The 16816-nt window shown below is 70.7% G+C and carries 15 protein-coding genes; 6 read left to right on the top strand and 9 right to left on the bottom strand.

The window, feature by feature from the left end:
* Nucleotides 1-163 precede the first annotated feature (163 nt).
* Complete coding sequence (locus E8A74_RS49880; protein WP_136936265.1) at nucleotides 164-1960, bottom strand: hypothetical protein; 1797 nt, start codon at nucleotides 1958-1960, stop codon at nucleotides 164-166.
* Between the two features lie 123 nt (nucleotides 1961-2083).
* Here E8A74_RS49880 and E8A74_RS49875 point away from each other — a divergent pair, with 123 nt between their 5' ends.
* The 3 genes from E8A74_RS49875 to E8A74_RS49865 all read left to right on the top strand — a co-directional run bounded on the left by E8A74_RS49875 (nucleotide 2084) and on the right by E8A74_RS49865 (nucleotide 5759).
* Nucleotides 2084-3214: an SDR family oxidoreductase gene (locus E8A74_RS49875; protein ID WP_136936264.1), complete on the top strand. Its 1131-nt coding sequence runs from the start codon at nucleotides 2084-2086 to the stop codon at nucleotides 3212-3214.
* Between the two features lie 175 nt (nucleotides 3215-3389).
* Nucleotides 3390-4529, top strand: a complete 1140-nt coding sequence (locus tag E8A74_RS49870; RefSeq protein WP_136936263.1) for a GDSL-type esterase/lipase family protein — start codon at nucleotides 3390-3392, stop codon at nucleotides 4527-4529.
* A 72-nt stretch (nucleotides 4530-4601) separates the two neighbouring features.
* Nucleotides 4602-5759, top strand: coding sequence for a serine/threonine-protein kinase (locus E8A74_RS49865; protein ID WP_136936262.1), 1158 nt, complete (start codon nucleotides 4602-4604; stop codon nucleotides 5757-5759).
* Between the two features lie 3 nt (nucleotides 5760-5762).
* Here E8A74_RS49865 and E8A74_RS49860 read toward each other — a convergent pair whose 3' ends face one another.
* The gene (locus E8A74_RS49860; RefSeq protein ID WP_136936261.1) at nucleotides 5763-6503 is read right to left on the bottom strand and encodes an iron-containing redox enzyme family protein; all 741 of its coding nucleotides are present in this window, start codon (nucleotides 6501-6503) and stop codon (nucleotides 5763-5765) included.
* A 22-nt stretch (nucleotides 6504-6525) separates the two neighbouring features.
* Nucleotides 6526-7986, bottom strand: a complete 1461-nt coding sequence (locus E8A74_RS49855; RefSeq protein ID WP_136936260.1) for a YkgJ family cysteine cluster protein — start codon at nucleotides 7984-7986, stop codon at nucleotides 6526-6528.
* A 146-nt stretch (nucleotides 7987-8132) separates the two neighbouring features.
* Here E8A74_RS49855 and E8A74_RS49850 point away from each other — a divergent pair, with 146 nt between their 5' ends.
* The 3 genes from E8A74_RS49850 (at nucleotide 8133) to E8A74_RS49840 (ending at nucleotide 13732) form a co-directional block, all read left to right on the top strand.
* The gene (locus tag E8A74_RS49850; RefSeq protein ID WP_136936259.1) at nucleotides 8133-11678 is read left to right on the top strand and encodes a protein kinase domain-containing protein; all 3546 of its coding nucleotides are present in this window, start codon (nucleotides 8133-8135) and stop codon (nucleotides 11676-11678) included.
* 5 nt (nucleotides 11679-11683) lie between these two features.
* Nucleotides 11684-12706: a tetratricopeptide repeat protein gene (locus tag E8A74_RS49845; protein ID WP_136936258.1), complete on the top strand. Its 1023-nt coding sequence runs from the start codon at nucleotides 11684-11686 to the stop codon at nucleotides 12704-12706.
* A 258-nt stretch (nucleotides 12707-12964) separates the two neighbouring features.
* Nucleotides 12965-13732, top strand: a complete 768-nt coding sequence (locus E8A74_RS49840) for an HMG-box domain-containing protein (RefSeq protein ID WP_136936257.1) — start codon at nucleotides 12965-12967, stop codon at nucleotides 13730-13732.
* Nucleotides 13733-13870: 138 nt separating this feature from the next.
* On the opposite strand, the gene rpsS is transcribed toward E8A74_RS49840, so the two are convergent.
* The 6 genes from rpsS to E8A74_RS49810 form a co-directional block, all read right to left on the bottom strand.
* Entirely contained in the window at nucleotides 13871-14170 is a 300-nt protein-coding gene (gene rpsS, locus E8A74_RS49835; RefSeq protein ID WP_136936256.1) for a 30S ribosomal protein S19, read from the bottom strand.
* Between the two features lie 7 nt (nucleotides 14171-14177).
* On the bottom strand, nucleotides 14178-15008 hold the full coding sequence (gene rplB / locus E8A74_RS49830) for a 50S ribosomal protein L2 (protein WP_136936255.1): 831 nt from the start codon (nucleotides 15006-15008) through the stop codon (nucleotides 14178-14180).
* A 3-nt stretch (nucleotides 15009-15011) separates the two neighbouring features.
* Nucleotides 15012-15311, bottom strand: coding sequence for a 50S ribosomal protein L23 (gene rplW / locus E8A74_RS49825; RefSeq protein ID WP_136936254.1), 300 nt, complete (start codon nucleotides 15309-15311; stop codon nucleotides 15012-15014).
* Between the two features lie 11 nt (nucleotides 15312-15322).
* Nucleotides 15323-15946, bottom strand: a complete 624-nt coding sequence (gene rplD / locus E8A74_RS49820; RefSeq protein WP_136936253.1) for a 50S ribosomal protein L4 — start codon at nucleotides 15944-15946, stop codon at nucleotides 15323-15325.
* Nucleotides 15947-15955: 9 nt separating this feature from the next.
* Nucleotides 15956-16267 (bottom strand): 30S ribosomal protein S10, encoded by a 312-nt coding sequence (rpsJ, locus tag E8A74_RS49815; RefSeq protein WP_012233476.1) that lies wholly within the window; start codon nucleotides 16265-16267, stop codon nucleotides 15956-15958.
* Nucleotides 16268-16282: 15 nt separating this feature from the next.
* Nucleotides 16283-16816 (bottom strand): EF-Tu C-terminal domain-related protein (locus E8A74_RS49810; RefSeq protein ID WP_269749947.1); only part of this gene is annotated, 534 nt, incomplete at its 5' end.

Raw genomic sequence — 16816 nt, 5'->3', positions numbered from 1 at the left:
CGGTTGGCAGGGTCGCTGCCGGTCTTGACCGGGCCTGTTCGATGAACTGCGCGGAGCGCAGTTCATCGAGCCTGGGTCCAGCCCCTGGCTGGTCCGGGTCCCGGGGCGGACAGCCCCGGGTGGGGCCTGGGGCAAAGCCCCAGCGCGAGGCGTCCCCTCGGGGCTAGAGCGCGCCGCGACGCTTGACGAGCTCTTGAATGGCGAGGTTCGCGATGTCGAGGCGCATCCACGGATCGTTTGCCCCGACCCCTTCCCCGCCCTTGCCAAGGGCGAAGACGACGGGCGCGCTCGGGCCGAGGTCTGCCTTTCCCGCGCGGCGGTTCAGGAGGCGCAAGGGATCCACGAAGGCGACGAATGCCGTCTTGTCGCCGACGGCTACGACGGCGGTCTTCGCCTCGGCGCGGCCGGTGAGGTTTTCCTTGCCCGGCGCGTCGAGGATGGCCCGGAACGAGGCTTTGGCGTCGTAGCCGGCCGCGAGGACGAGGCCGTCCTTGCCGAGCGTGTAGAGAACGTCGATGTGGTTCGGCACGCCCTCCAGGGAGGCGGCAGGCTTGTCGCCGTCCTTGCCGGGTTTGTCTTTCCGGTCCTTGTTCGCCTTCTCGTCGTTCTTGCCCTTGTCGTCCTTGCCCGGGGCGCGCGTCAGGCGGATGCGGCGAATGTCGCCCGGGAGGTTTTCGAGGACGGTCTTGCCCGTGCTGACCTCCATCTCGTTCTGGCCGAGCCACGTGGCAAAGCTCTTTCGTTTGGCGAGGCCGAGGAGGTTATTGAGGGCTGCGTCGAGCTTTCCTTCGTCGGCGACGTCGCTGCGCGCGTAGATGGCAGGGCCGGTCGACAGGAGCGAGGCGCCGGCCGTGAACGAATCGCCGCGGCCCTCGGCGAGGGCGACGAGCGCGGCGGAGAGCGCGGCGCGGTCGTCCTCCGGGATGTCTTTGCCGATCGCGCCCGCGAGGGCGTCTGCATACTTCTTGGCGTCGGCCGTGCGCGAACTCGCGCTGTCTTGCAGGTAGATCGCGATGTCGGTGTCGGCGGGCAATTCGAGCAGGCGGCGCGGATCCCCGACGCTCATCGCGGCGATGTTCGCGGCGCCCGTGGAGCCCTCGCGCGGCGTGCCGAGGAGGCGCAGGTGCGCCGCGTGGTCGTCGAAATCGAGGGTGACGCGCGCGTGGTCGAGCTCGACGAGGATGCCGAGGAGCGCGTCCATGAGCCCATTCAGAGGGCTCGGGACCGGCGTGGGCGCTTTGGCGCCGTCCGCGGTGGGGGTGCTGGGGCGCGGGCGGGGACGAAGGCTCTCCCAGCTCGATCGCAGGCCCTTTTCGATCGGGCCGCCGAGCGCCTCGCGCGGCAGCTCGAAGGCGACGTCGGCCTTCGGCATCTTCGCCGTGGGCAAGGTGCGCACGACGTACGGGCCGACCTCGAGCAGATCCGCCACGTCCTGCGCGAAGAGGAGGTAGTTGCCGAGCAGGCCGATCGCGACTGCGCGCGCGCCGCCGTCCTTGGGTTCGAGGAGGGTGATGGAGGTCTTCTCGTCGACGCGGATCTGGAAGCGCGCGTTCTCGCCCTTCACGAGCAAGCCCTCGACCTTGCCCGCGTCGCGCACGTGGATGCCCATCGCCGTGCGCGGGCGGCCTCCGCCGGGGCGCTCGACGAGGGCGCCGACGAGCGGGAGGTTGCCGTCGATCTCGGCCGAGACGGCGAGCGGCAAGCCGAGGAACGTGACCGCGAGGTTGCTCGCGTTCGAGGGGAGGAAGAGCGCAGGTCCGCCCACGGCCGCGCGGGCCTTGGCCCAGGCCTCGTCGGGGTTCGGGACGAAGACGTCGGCGAGGTGGCCGGCCGGCGCAGGGATCGGCTCGAGGGGCGCGACCTTCTGCGGCGGCGGAGGCTGCTCCCCCTTGCAACCCGCGAGGGTCACGGGGAGCGCCAGGGCGACGGCGAAGAGGAGCCCGCGGGCGAAACGAGTCACGGCACGTCGAGGACGTCCGCGGAGGGGCGAGGCGTAGGCGCTCATCGTACGTCGCCAGGCTAGTACGAATCGCCCACCCGTTTCACCCCGGTCGACGTGGTTCGCATGCGGTAAGCTCGGTGCGTGCCCCGCCCCGGTCACGACGAGGTCGTGCTGATCAACGGGTTCCCTTCGCTCTACGCGCAGCGGATCACCGAGCACGTGCTCTCCACGAACCCACGCGCGTTCGTGTACGTGGTCGTGCACGCCGCGGAGAAGGCCGAGGCCGATCGGGCGCTCGTCGCGCTCGGCGAGGAGGCCGCGGCGCGGACGAGCGTGCTCGAAGGCGATCCGGCGGCGATGGACCTCGGGCTCTCGGGCGCGGAGTACCGGCAGCTCGCGTCGGAGGTCGATCGGATCCACCACGCGGCGCACGCGGCGTGGGTCGGGATGGACGAGGCCACGGCCGCGCGGGCGAACGTGGCGACGACGGCGGAGATCCTGGAGCTCGCGCGGGCCGCGAGCGCGCTCGAAGCGTTGGTCGTGCACTCGACGGCGGCCGTGTCGGGGGACCGGACGGGCGTCGTGTACGAGGAGGATCTGGAAGCGGGGCAGGAGTTCCACGACGAGGCCGCGCGAGCACGGATGCGGGCCGAGGCGCTGGTCCGGCGCGCGAAGGGCGTGCCGACGGTGATCGTGCGGCCCGGCGCGGTGGTCGGGGCGTCGGCGCCGGGCGATCGGCTCGACGCGCTGCACCTCGCGGCGCTGCTCGCGCTGACGACGCCGGCCGAGATCCCGCTGCCGCTGCCGCAACGAGGCGACGCGCCGGTGCACGTGGTGTCGATGGAGTACGTGGTCCGCGCGGCGTGCGCGCTCGGGCGAATGCCGGGCGCGCGCGGCAAGACGTTCCACCTCGTGGATCCGCATCCGATCTCGGCGCGGCGGTTTTTCGAAGTGCTCGCGCGCGCGGCGCGGGGCAGCTCGCTGCGGCAGGTGCCGGCGAGCGCGGCGGCGATGCTCCTGCGCACGCCGGGGATCGAGCGCTTCGTGCGCAGCCCGAAGGCGTTCCTGGAGCAGATCGCGCGGAGCGTGCGGTACGACGCGCGCGCCGCGACGAGCGCGCTCGCGGGGACGGGGATCACGTGCGCGCCGTTCGAAGGGTACGCCGAGGAGCTCGTGCGCGAGGTGGCCGAGCACGTCAGCGCGCGACGGGCGCCGCGGCCGCCGTCGTCGTCGCCGGGGGGCGAAGCGGAGGTGTACGATCCGTTCTCCTGAAGGTCTCTGGGCAGGAGCTCTGTTTACGCTCGTCGCCGCGGCCTGCGGCGGGGAACATCGGCAGCCGGCCGACGCCGGGCCGGTCCCGTCGCGTCCCGTCGCGTCCGCGTCCGCGTCGGTCGAAGCACCCGCGCCTCCCGCGTCGGCGAGCGCGGCCGCGCCGATCGAGACGGCGATGCCGGAAGCGGCCACGTCGGCAGCCCCGGCGCCCGCGCTCCCGGCGGGTGAGCCCGAGCTTGCGCGGTTCCAGGCGGCCTTGCGGGAGCTCGCGCGGGGCGGTCGCAAGGCGCACGTGCGGATCGTCTGGCTCGGCGATTCGCACGGGCAGGCGGACTTCTGGACCGGGGCGCTGCGCGACGCGCTGCAGAAGCGGTTCGGCAAGGCCGGGCCGGGGTTCGTGCACGTCGGCTGGAAGCAATACAGGCACGACGGCGTGAAGCTCTCGACCGAGGAGAAGTGGACGATCCGGCCGAAGGTGCCGGCCGCATCGTCACGAACGGGCGACGGCGTGTTCGGGCTCGGGGGTGTCGTGACGACGGGCGCAGCCGGCAGCGGCTGGGCGCGGGTGAACGTGACGGACGAAGGGCTGTCGAGCCGGCTGTCGTGGGACGTGTGTTACCGGCTGCGCTCGCCCGGCGACGAGTTCGAGGTCTCGCTCGGCGCCGGGCCGAAGCAGAAGATCCGCACGACCGCGACCGAGCCGCCGGGCGAGCTCCGGCACCTGACGCTCGTGAGCGAAGGGCGCGAGACGTTGCAGGTGGTGCCCACGCGCGGGAACCCCGAGCTCTGCGGGGTGGTGATCGAGACGGATCCGGCCGATCGACCGGGCGTGGTGCTCGATACGCTGGGGATCAACGGGGCGCGCTTCGGGACGCCGCTCGCCTGGGATGAAGCGAGCTTCGGGGCCGAGCTCGCCCGGCGTAAGCCTTCGCTCGTGGTGCTGGAGTACGGGACGAACGAGGCGGGCGACGTGGCCGTGGATCCGGTGAAGTACACGCAGCGGCTCGTGCGGCTCGTGGAGCGGATCCGCCGCTTCGCGCCCGACACGGACTGCCTCGCGCTCGCGCCGACGGATCGCGCCGACGCGCGCGCACGCACGCCGCTCGTTCGTGACGCGATCCGCGAGGGCGCGCAGCAAGCGGGGTGCAGCTTCTGGGACACGTACGCCGTCATGGGCGGCGACGGCTCGATCCGGGCGTGGGCCGCGGAGTCGCCCGCGCGCGCGGCAGGCGACGGCGTGCACCTGACGCAACGGGGCTACCGGGAGCTCGGCGCGTCGCTCGCGACGCACGTCCTCCGCGGTTTGCCCCCCTAGAACCCGCGCTTCTCCTCGGGAAAACGGGGAGGCGCGTTTCCTGCAACCGTGCACTCTCTTCGGAGGGGGAGCATGGCCCGAGCGGGCGAGCTGTTGGGGGACCGGTACCGGCTGATCCGGGCGATCGGAGCGGGCGGGATGGGGACCGTGTGGTGGGCGCGCGACGAACGGATCGGGCGGGACGTGGCGCTCAAGCTCTCACCCCCCCCGAGCAACGGCACCAGCGCTCCCTGCTTCGTGCGCGAGGCGCACATCGCCGCGCAGGTCTCCCATCCGAACGTCGTGGGTGTCCTCGACGCCGGGGAGGTGGAGCCGCGGAGGCGCTTCCTGGTGATGGAGCTGCTCCGCGGCGAGACGCTCGCCGAGCGGCTGCGCCCGCGCGAGCCGCTGCCCGTCGCCGAGGCGCTGTCGATCACGATCGAGGTTTGTCGCGGACTCGAGGCGATCCACGCGCAGGGGATCGTGCATCGGGACGTGAAGCCGGAAAACATCTTCCTCGCGGACGTACCAGGCGAAGGGCGCGTGCCGAAGCTCCTCGACTTCGGGTGCAGCTCGCGGGCCACGAGCGCGCATGCCCTGCCCTCCCCGTTCGTCCCGACGCTCCCCCGGTCGAGCGAGCCGAACGAGCCGGCGCACGAGGGGACGCCGCCGGGCCTCGGGACGCCGCAGTACATGAGCCCGGAGCAGGCGCGCGGCGAGGAGGACGTGGACGGGCGCGCGGATCTGTGGGCGCTCGGGGCGGTCCTGTACGAGGCGCTCGCGGGGCGGGCGCCGTTCGAAGGGACGGACGTGGACGTGGTGATCGACGCGGTGCTCACGGAAGAGCCGGGCCCGCTGCCAGGCTGGATCCCAGAGGGCGCGCGGCGGCTCGTGGCGAAGTGCCTGGAGAAGGATCGGCGGCGGCGGTATCCGGACGCGCGATCGCTGCGGCTCGCGCTGGAGGAGGCGTTCGCCGATTTCATGGGCGCGCACCCGTCCTCGACAGGGTTCACGCGGACCCGAGGATCGTCGATGCGGCCGCCTGCGCGCGGCGTGCACGGGCGCATCGCGGGGATCACGATCGCGGCGACGCTCGTGCTCTTCGCCGTGGCGTCGCTCCCGTCGCTGGAAGCCGCGCGGCTCGGGGCGGCGCTCCTGCTCCGCGCGACCGTCGGGGATGCGGTGAAGGTCGCCGCGGGACGCGCGCGCGAGGCGGCGCAGCACGAGGCGAGGCCAGGGACCGGGCGGTGAGGGTCAGACGAGGTGCCGCGCGACGGCCGAGCGATACGCGCGCCAGAGCGTGAGGGCCTCGTTCATCGCGTCGACGATCGAGGAGGCGAGGTCGCTCTGCGGCGGGACGTGCGCGAGGAGCATGTTCCACGCGTCGCGGCGATGGCCTCCCTCGACGGCGCGGTGGGCGCGGGTGAGGCGCATGCGCTCGGGGGGACAGCCGTAGTGCAGGACCATCGGGTGCGTCCGGATGACCTCGTCGATCGGCGGGAGTTTCCGTGTACCTTCGAGCTCGGCGCGCTCGTTCACGCTGCCCTCGACGAAGACGGTGAGGACCGCGGCGCCGATCTGCCAGGGCGCGCTCGCGCTGACACGGTCGAGCATCGCGCGGTAGGTGAGGGCCTCGGGTTCGAGGGGGATCGAGGGATCTTCGATCGAGGTGCGATCGATGCCGAGCCCGTCGAGCATCTCCAGGAACAAGGCCGGGTGCGGGACGCCAAGGCTCTGCTTTCCGGTCTGCTCTTCGTAGAGGTTTTCAGCGAGCGCGATGCGCACGTCGTCGGGCGGTCCCTGGCCGAGGACACGCGCGAGCAGCACCGGAAAGTCGCGCACGTAGGTCCGGTATTCGTGGCGGAAGTGCGCGGCGAGCGCGGCGCGCGAGAGGCCCGGCTTCGTGAGCTTCGGCCAGGCCCAGTGGTTCTTCTGATCCATGATGAAAAGCAGGCGCTCGACGAGCACACCGCGGTCCCCCCTCGCGATCGTCATGGGCTCGATCCTCCTCGAATCGTTATGACGTCGAAGCGTCTGCGTGCACGCGATCGCCGCGTTCCACCGCGCCCGGCACGTCGTGGGCGTACGCATCGAGGCCGTGGCCCCGGAGCGTCGCCTCGACGAGGGCGAGCGGATGCGCGAGCGCAGGCTCGTCGCGCGCTTCGTCCGGCGTGATCACGAGCGGCAAGGCGCGCGCGAGGAGGAGCCGCGCGGCGCGATCACGGAGCGCGTGCGCGAGGGGAAGATCGCTGGAGACGAGCTGGTAGGCATGCGCGCCCGCGCGCAGATAAAAGGCCTCGGCGTGGGCGCGCGTGGGCGTGGCCGGCGCGGCGAGGGTCGGGTCCTCGGCGAGCGCGCGGGACGTGGATTCGATCCAGCGAACGGCATGGCGCGCGAGATCTCGCTCGGCGCGGAAGGTCGCGTCGATACGGGCGCGGCGGGAGGCGCGATGGGCGAGCGCGGCGAAGAAGGGGCGGAAGCGCTCGGCATCGAGGGGCGCGGGCGCGGCGAGGGCGCGCGTCGCGGCGGCGGGATCGAGGCTCGATATCTCGACGGAGGTCGCGAGGGACGCGAGCGCGCGTGCCGTGTCGACCGGCGCAGGGGCCTCGGCGACGGCGCGCATGAAACGAACGAGATCGGCGCGGGTGGCGTGCTTGCCCGGCGTGAGGAGCACCGTCTCCGGGAGCTCGACGATCAGGATGCCCTCGTCGAGCTCCGCGGAGCTACGCGCGCCCTCGGGCACGAGCGAGGCGCCCTCCGGACGGGGATCGAGCGCGCTCGCCAGCACGCAGGCGCACTCGACGGCGGGCGCGACACGTACGGCCTCGCCATCGTCGACGAAGAGCGCGGGGAACATCTGGCACCCGAGCGGCTTTACGTGCGCGCCTTGCGCCGCGTGGAGGCGGCAGAGGCCGCCGTCGTCGAGGTAGGCGCAACGGCCGTCGACGATCGGCACGGAGGTCGCGCCGCAGGCGGAGGAGCCGTGCAGGGGCGTGAACGCGCGTTCGGGATGATCCCCGGCGTCGAGCACCCGCGGCAAGAGCGCGCGGGCGTAGGCCTCCTCGACAGGCCGGAAGATCACGGAGGCGTAGAGACGGCAGCAGCTCCCGCGGCCGTCGCACGCGAGGGAGAAAGCAGGCAGCGGATCGAGCGGTCGAGAAGCGCCGCGGGCCTTCGGCTCGGGCAGCGGCGCGACGCCTTCGGCGAGCAGCCCGGCCGCGTGAAGAGCGCCGAGGAACGCGCGTAGCGTCTCGACCTTCGCGAACGCGGACGCGCGCGACGCTGCGGCCACGATGCCTTCGAGATCACGAGATCCGTCGGCCTGCGCGAGCAATCCCCACTCGCGCGCGCCGAGGCGATACGCGAGGCCCGAGCGCTGGTCGTGCAGCACCCAGAAGTCTTCCTCGCCCACGCGATGTCGCCTGACGACAGCGTGATCGGCGAGGCGCGGACGCGAGGGGAACGTCTCCGGCGACATGGTCACTTGCGAGCCCAGTGCTGAACGTGTGCCTCGCTACTGCGATCAGCGCGTTTCGAGCTGCGTGGCGCGCGAGGGGCGTCGGCCGTGCAACCTGAAAAGCTTGCTGGATCCGACTTCTACGAACCTGATAGCATGCGACCGCAATGGCGCTCGAACCTCAGACTGCCACTGGATCGGCTTCGAAGCTCGGGAAATACGAGTTGACGCGGGAGATGTCCGGCAGTGGCGTGGCGTCCACCTGGCTCGCCCAAACCGAAGGAAGCACGAAGAGCTACGTCGTGTTGCGCCTTCACAAGCACGTGACGAAGAAGCCGGAAGTCGCCGAGGCGTTCCTGCGCGATGCGAAGAACGGCAAGCTCCTCACGCACGCGAACGTGGTGCCGATGGTGGAGACGGGCGTCGGGGACGGAGAGATCTTCGTCGTCGCCGAGCACTTCGAAGGCGAGACGCTCTCGTCGCTGGTCACGAACGCGAAGACGGCCGGGATCCCGCTCCCGATCGCGCTGCGCATCGGCCTCGAATTGCTCGAAGGTCTGGCGGCGGCGCACGCGCAAAGCGAGCCTGTCGCACACGGCGAGCTGAGCCCGTTCCACGTGCAAGTGGGCAAGGACGGCGTGACGCGCGTCGGAGGATTCGGCTGGGCGCGGGCCCTCGCGAAGCTCGGTCCGCACGGGATCATGAAGCAGGATCGGCTCGCGTACGCGCCGCCCGAGCGCGTGAAGGCCATGAGCGCCGCGACGCCCGGCGGGCCGACGGGCACGATCGATCCCAAGGGCGACGTGTTCGCCGCCGCCGTGATCCTGTGGGAGATCATCGCCAAGCAGCGGCTCTTCGCCTCCAAGATGGAAGCGGCCGTCGTGCAGAAGGTCCTCTCCGGGCCGATCCAGGAGCTCTCGTCCGTGATGATCGAGGGCCTTCCGGCCGCGCTGGAGGAAGCGCTCCCGAAGGCGCTGGAGCGAGATCCCGCGAAACGCGCGTCGCTCGACAGCCTGCTCCAGGCGCTCCGGAGCGTCCCGGCCGACAAACTCGCCAAGCCCGAAGAGGTGGGCGCATTCGTGGAGAAACTCGCCTCGAAGCCGGGGGCCGCGCCCGCCGTGGCGCCGGCCGCGTCGCCCGCCGTGGCGCCGGCCGCGTCGCCCGCCGTGGCGCCGGCCGCCGCCGCCGGGCCGAAGCCCGTCCCCGCTGCGGCCGCGCGTCCGCCGCAGCCCACGGTCGTCGGTGTCGCGGCGCCCGGGGCCAACGGAAAGGCGCCGCTCGGCGTGAAGGCGCCCGCCGTGTCGGCGCCCGTGGCCGCGCCCGCCGCCGAGAAAAAAGACGCGGCGGAGGACAAGGCCGCAGGCCCGACCGTGCCGAAGCTCGGCGCCCCGAAGCCGATGACGCGTCAGCGGACGCTCGTGGGCGGCGTCGAGCCGCCGAAACCCGCAGCCGCCGCCCTGCCGAAGCCCGCCGCGAAGGTCGAGCCCGCCGCCGAGGCGAAGGCGCCCGCGGAGGCGAAGGCCGCGGACAAGCCGGCCGACAAACCCGAAGGCGCCCCGGCCGCCGAGGCGAAAAAGCCAGTCGTGCCGCCGCCGGCGAAGGCCGCGCCGCTGCCGCAGAAGCCCGGCATCAGCATCCCGAAGCCCCCGACCCCGCCGGTGGTCGGCGCGAAGCCCGAGGTGCCCAAGCCGCCGCCGCTCGTCCGGCCCGTCGCGGAGTCGCTGCCCGGCGAAGACATCGAGATCGACGACGACGCGGACGCCTTCAAGGTTGAGGTGAAGGACGCGCCGAAGGCCGAGGAGCCCAAGGTCGAGGCGAAGAAGCCCGAAGAGCCCAAGGCCGAGGAGCCCAAAGCCGAAGCGAAGAAGCCCGAGGAAGCCAAGGCCGAGGAGCCCAAGGCCGAGGACAAACCCGAGCACGTCGTGGTGACGAAGTCCGAGATGCCGACGGTCGTCACGAAGACGCCGACGACCGGGCCTTCGCCAGCCGAGAGCGACGGCTCCGAGGCGCCCGTGTCGCGCACGAAGGCGACGGCGCTCGATCGCCTGAAGCCCGGCAGCACGCTCGGGCGGTACGAGATCCTCCTGCGCGTCGCGAAGGGCGGCATGGCGTCCGTCTGGGCCGCGCGTCTGCAGGGTTCGCGCGGCTTCCAGAAGACCGTCGCGATCAAGACGATGCTGCCGGACGTCTCCGACGATCCGGATTTCGAGACGATGTTCCTCGACGAGGCGCGCGTCGCGGCGCGGATCCGGCACCCGAACGTGGTCGAGATCTTCGACCTCGGGGAGCAGGACGACATCCTCTACATCGTGATGGAGTGGGTCGAGGGCGACACGCTGAGCACGGTGCAGAAGGCAGCGAAGACGCTCGGCGGGATCCCGCAGAACATCATCCTGCGCCTCGCGTCGCAGATCTGCGCAGGCCTGCACGCCGCGCACGAGCTGCGCGACGACAACGGCGCGCTGGTCGATCTCGTCCACCGCGACATCTCGCCGGGCAACATCCTGATCTCGACGTCAGGCTTCGCGAAGATCGCCGATTTCGGCGTGGCGAAGTCGCGCGGGCGTCTCTACGTCACGCGCGCCGAGGGCGTCGTCAAAGGCAAGACGCCGTATCTCTCACCCGAGCAGCTCGGCGGTTTGCCGCTCGATCGCCGGAGCGATCTCTTCTCGCTCGGCGTGCTGCTCTACGTGATGGTCACGGGCCTGCACCCGTTCCGCGGGGAGACGGAGTTCAAGACCGTGGAGAACATCGCGCTGAAGGACCCGATCCCGCCGCGCGAGCTCGTCCCGAGCATCCACGCGGACTTCGAGAAGGTGATCCTGAAGGCGCTCGAGAAGGACCGGACGAAGCGCTACTCGACGGCCGGCGAGATGCAGCGCGCGATCGATCAGGTGTCCTCGCAGGTCGGTACGCCGATCACGGACGAGGACGTCGCCGACTTCGTGCGCAAGGTGATCGGCGAGGCAAACGCGAAACGCGCGGCCGAGCTGCGCGCCGCGATCGCCGCAGCCGACGCGAGCCTCGCGGCGGATCGCGCGAGCATCCCGCCGCCCATCACCAGCGAGCCGAAGGTCGACTCGAAGCCGGAAGCGCCCGCGAAGGCCGGCAGCGAGGCCGCGGACGTCCCTGTGTTCGGCGACATCGGCGCGGCAAGCCCCGCCGTACCGGCCGCACCGCCCTTGCCGAGGCTCGAGACGCTGCAGAGCGTGCCGGTCCCGACCCCCACGACCGCGCAGCCGGCCGCAAAGGACGACGACGACCTCCTGCTCGCCGCGCAAGCGTCGCAGAAGAAGAAGCGGGTCCTCATCGGCGTCGGCGCATTCGCGGCGATCGCGATCGGCGCCGCCGTGGTGCTCTCGGGCGGCGGGGACAAGACCGAAAAGCCGACGCCCACGCCCACGACGACGGAGCAGGCCCCCGCGGCGCAAGCCACCACGCCGCCGCCGCAGCCGACGGAGGCGAAGCAGCCCGAGCCGCCGCCGACGCCAACGGCCGAACCGTCGAAGGCGGAGGAGCCGAAGGCCGAGGAGCCCGCCGTCCCGGCGCCCGAGGCGACCCAAGCGGCCGCCGGCGAGAACAAGGCGCCGACCACGTGGAAGGCGCCTGCCGTCAACACGACGAAGACCGTTCGTCCGCCGTCCACCGGGACGAGCAAGACGACGAACAAGACCACCAAGAAAACAACCAAGTTCGATCCCACCGGAATCTGAGCGCCGTGCGAACCAGAACAACCGCGATCGCAGCTCTCTTCGTTGCTCTCCCCGCGCTCTCGGTCCTCGGGCCGACGGACGCCCATGCGCAAGCCCCCGCCGCGGCAGCAACGCCCTCCGCAGCGGACGTCGCCGAAGCCAAGAAGAAGTTCGAGGCCGGCTCGAACCTGTTCAAGACCGGCAAGTTCGAGAAGGCCATCGAGGAGTTCCGCGCCTCGTACGCCAAGGTGAACAGCCCGAACTCGCACCTCTACGTGGCGCGCTGTCTGCGGGAGATGGGCAAGCTCGTCGACGCTTACCTCGAATTCGAGAAGGTCGCAGCCGAGGCCCAAACCGCCGGCGAGAAGTACGCACAGACGGGCGAGACCGCGAAGGTCGAGCGCGACGAGCTCAACACGAAGCTCACGCTCGTGAGCGTGGACGTGACGACGCCCGAGAGCGGCGCGCGTCTGACCATCGGAGGCGTCGAGGTGCCCCAGGATCGCTGGGGCAAACCCTTCCCCGCGATGCCCGGCACCGTGGACATCCGCCTCGAGTCCGGCGCGAAGCCGGCTGCGTCGCAATCGCTCACCACGGCCGCAGGCGAGTCGAAGACGGTGTCGATCGGCTTCGCGAGCCCCAAGACCGGCGGCGGCGATGGGAGCGGCGACGGCAGCGGCGACGGCGGCTCCGGCGGCGAGACCGGCAGCAAGGGCATGTCGGGGATGCGGATCGGCGCGTTCGCGGCCGGCGGGCTCGGCGTCGCGGGCTTCGTGACGTTCGCGGTCTTCGGCTCGATGTCGAATGCGACGTACGACGACCTCAAGGCGACCTGCGGCGGTCCGTGTCCTGCGGATCGGCAAGGCGACGTCGACAAGGGCAAGATGCAGCAGACGGTCGCCAACGTGGGCCTCATCGTGGGCGCCGTCGGCGTGGCTGCAGGCGCGACGCTCTTCGTGCTCAGCCTGAAAAAGGACAAGAAGCCCGAAGCCGCTCACACCGAGCTCGTCGTCGGCCCGGCCCACCTGGGCGTCCGCGGGACGTTCTGAGCGGGTGGCCAACCACGACGCCTTTGCATCGACCGCATCGCGGTCGATGCACCCAAGGCCCAGGGCCGTGCCCTGGTCCGGGTCGAGGGGTGGACAACCCCGGGGTTTGGGGCTGCGCTCGGCTTGCCGAGCGCAGCCCCATCGTGGACCAGACGGGTCCGGGGTGAAACCCCGGCGCAACGCCGTCGAGCACCCGCTGAACAACCTGCGCAGGCTGTTGAGAGACGCCGCCACCGCCCGGTATCCTCTCCCCACGTCATGACCATCGTCGGCTTGCCGCCCGGTCGCACCCCGGATTCCGCTGCGCCCCTGCCCCGCCCTGTAGTACTCGGGATCGCGGGCGCGGCCGGCATCGTGGCCGTGATCGTGCTCGCCATCATGCTCCGCTCGTCGCCGTTCCCGGACCTCGACGAGGCCCGCGACGACACGAGCGCCTCGAAGGATCCGGGGGCGGCGGCTGAGGCGCCTTCCGACGACGAGGACGCGCCGCGGGCGCAAGCTTCGGCGGGCAACTCGCGCGAGCTCCGCGCGCGGCTCGCGAAGGAGGTGCGCGCGGCCAAGGTGAAGGACGCGACGGCGACGCTCGAGTCGCTCGTGGCTGCGGATCCGCGCTCACCCGAGGACGCGGACGTGCGCTCGGACATCCTCGAGCTCGCGTCAAAGGCGGCCTTCGCGGGGGGCGCCGAGGTCGACAAGGTCTTCGACCTCATCAGCACGAAGATGGGCACGCGCGGGCCCGACGTCCTCTACGCGCTTGCGACGAGCAAGGGCGGCTCGAAGGCGGCCGACCGCGCGGTGGAGCTCATGAAGCAGGAGGCGGTGCGAAGCCGCGCGACGCCTGCGACGCGGATCGCGTTCGACCTTTGGGCCGCGAAGAGCTGTCCGGACAAGGCGGCGCTGCTCGACCGAGCGCGTGAGGAGGGGGACAGCCGCGCGCTCAGTTGGGTGATGGTGATGGGCCGGACGTGCAAGATGTCCAAGGACCCGAAGGTCCAGGAGACGCTGGACGCGCTCAAGTCGCGCTGAGGGTCCGCGGCGCGCCGACCGCGATCGCAGCTGGGATTCGAAAAGCGAAGGAGCTCGCCCCCCCGCCGAAGCGGAGAGACGAGCTCCTTGCGAGCGAGCTCCCCAGGGTTTCCCCTGGGAAGCTCCCTCGAATGACCCTCAGCGACCGCCGGGGGCCTTGCCGACCTTCGCCTTCTTGTCGCCGGAGTGGCCGTGGAAGGTGCGGGTCGGGGCGAACTCGCCGAGCTTGTGGCCGACCATGTTCTCCGTGACGAACACGGGGACGAACTTGCGGCCGTTGTGCACGGCGAAGGTGAGTCCCACGGCGTCGGGGACGATGGTGGACCTGCGGGACCAGGTCTTGATGACCTTCTTGGGGCCGCCCGTGGCCTGCGCCGTCTGGATCTTCTCCATCAGGTGGCCGTCGACGAAGGGGCCCTTCTTGATGCTACGCGGCATGGCTCAATCAACCCTTGGTTCCGCGCCGGCGGATGATCATTCCGTCGGTCCGCTTGTTGTTGCGAGTCTTGAGGCCCTTGGCGAGCTGACCCCACGGCGAGCAGGGGTGACGACCGCCGGAGGAGCGGCCCTCGCCGCCGCCCATCGGGTGATCGACGGGGTTCATGGTGACGCCGCGGTTGTGCGGACGACGGCCGAGCCATCGCGAACGGCCGGCCTTGCCGAGGGTGATGTTCGCGTGGTCGGGGTTCGAGACCTGGCCGATGGTGGCGCGGCAATCGAGGTGCACCTTGCGGATCTCGCCGCTCGGGAGACGCACCTGGGCGTAGTCGCCGTCCTTGGCCATGAGCTGCGCGGCGACGCCGGCCGAGCGCACGAGCTGGCCGCCCTTGCCCTTCTTGACCTCGATGTTGTGGATCGAGGTGCCGGGCGGGATGTGGCGCAGCGTGAGGCTGTTGCCGGGCTTGATGTCCGCGTTGCGGCTCGCGACCAGCTTCGCGCCCACGCTCAGGCCGTCGGGGGCGAGGATGTAGCGCTTCTCGCCGTCGGCATAGTGGAGCAGAGCGATGCGGGCGGTACGGTTCGGATCGTACTCGATGGCGGCGACGGTCGCGGGGATGCCGATCTTGTCGCGCCGGAAGTCGATGATCCGGTAGCGCTGCTTGTGACCACCGCCGCGGAACCGCGAGGTGATGCGGCCGTAGTTGTTGCGCCCGCCCGTCGAGGTCTGCTTCTCGATGAGGGAGCGCTCGGGCTCGGCCTTGGTGATTTCCTTGAAATCACTGACCGAGTAGTAGCGCCGCGCCGGAGAGGTCGGCTTGAAGTTCTTGATACCCATGGCTTACTCCGACTTCTCCTCGTCGAAGAACTGGATCTGGTCGCCCGGCTTGAGGGTGACGATCGCCTTCTTCCAGTTGTGCAGCTTTGCGTAGCCGCGCCCCATGCGCTTGTCTTTGCCGCGCATGACGAGCGTGTTCACTTCGACCACGCCGACCTTGAAGAGCGCCTGGATCGCGTCCTTGATCTGGATCTTGTTCGCGTCGCGGCGCACCTCGAAGATGACCTTGTTGCTATCTTCGCGGAGCCGGGCCGACTTCTCGGTGAGCATGATCGGCCGACGGATGATGTGCTCGGGCTGCATGGCGTGTTCCTCTACCGAAGGCAGCGCGCTTCGAGCGCTTTGGCCGCCTCTTTCGAGACGACGAGGTGGTCGTGGCGGAGGAGGTCGTACACGTTGACGCCCTCCGGCGGCAAGAACTGGTGTGCGTCGAGGTTGCGGATCGACTTCACCAGCTTCTCATTCGAGGCGCTGTCGACGACGAGCGACTTCTTGCCCGCCTGCAGGGCCCCGAGCGCGTCGACGATCGCCTTCGTCTTGATCTCGGGCAGCTCGAGGCTGTCGAGGACGATGAGGCGACCCTCCTTGGCGTACAGGGAGAGCGCGCTCTTCAGCGCGCCGATGCGCACCTTGCGCGGCGGACGGTAGGACCAGTCCTGCGGCTCGAGCCCGTGCGCGGCACCGCCACCCGCGTGGTGCGGGGCGCGGATCGAGCCCTGGCGAGCGCGGCCCGTGCCCTTCTGGCGGTAGAGCTTCTTCGTCGAGCCAGCGACCGCGCTGCGCTCCTTCGTGGCCTTGGTGCCGGCGCGCCGCGAGGCGAGCTGGGCCTTGACGACCTCGTAGAAGAGCTGCTCCTTGACCTCGGCGCCGAAGACCTCGTCCGAAAGGTCGATCTCGCCGACCTGCTCCCGCTTGAGGTTGTAGACGTTGACTTTCATGGCGCGCTCCTAGCTCTTGATCTCGACGTCGACGCCTGCCGAAAGATCGAGCTTCATCAGGGCGTCGAGGGTCTGCTGCGTCGGCTCGATGATGTCGAGGAGCCGCTTGTGCGTGCGGATCTCGAACTGCTCGCGCGACTTCTTGTCGACGTGCGGGCCGCGGAGGACCGTGTAACGACGGATCTCCGTGGGCAGGGGGATGGGGCCCGCGACATGCGCGCCCGTTCGCTTCGCGGTCTCGACGATGTCGCTCGTGGACTTGTCGAGAAGCTGGTGATCGAACGCCTTGAGGCGGATCCGGATCTTCGTGGTGTCGGCCATGACGCTGCTTCTTCCTTACTTGAGGATCTTCGTCACGATGCCCGCGCCGACGGTCTTGCCACCCTCGCGGATCGCGAACCGCATCTGCTCTTCGAGTGCGACCGGCGCGATGAGCTCGATGTTCATCGTGATGTTGTCGCCCGGCATCACCATCTTCACCCCCTCGGGGAGGTTGACGGTGCCCGTCACGTCCGTCGTCCGGATGTAGAACTGCGGGCGGTAGTTCGTGAAGAACGGCGTGTGACGGCCGCCCTCCTCCTTCTTGAGCACGTACACCTCACCCATGAAGTGGGTGTGCGGCGTGATCGAGCCCGGCTTCGCGAGGACCTGGCCACGCTCGATGTCGTCCTTCTCGACGCCGCGCAGGAGGCAACCGACGTTGTCGCCGGCGATGCCCTGATCGAGCAGCTTCCGGAACATCTCGACGCCCGTGACCACGGTCTTGCGCGTGTCCTTGAAGCCGATGATCTCGACCTCTTCGCCGACCTTGACCACGCCACGCTCGATGCGGCCCGTGGCCACCGTGCCGCGGCCCTTGATCGAGAACAC

This window comes from Polyangium fumosum (assembly GCF_005144585.1).
Classification (GTDB): domain Bacteria; phylum Myxococcota_A; class Polyangia; order Polyangiales; family Polyangiaceae; genus Polyangium; species Polyangium fumosum.
Note: the sequence above shows the minus strand (reverse complement) of the source record. Positions and strands in the feature narration are given on the sequence as shown.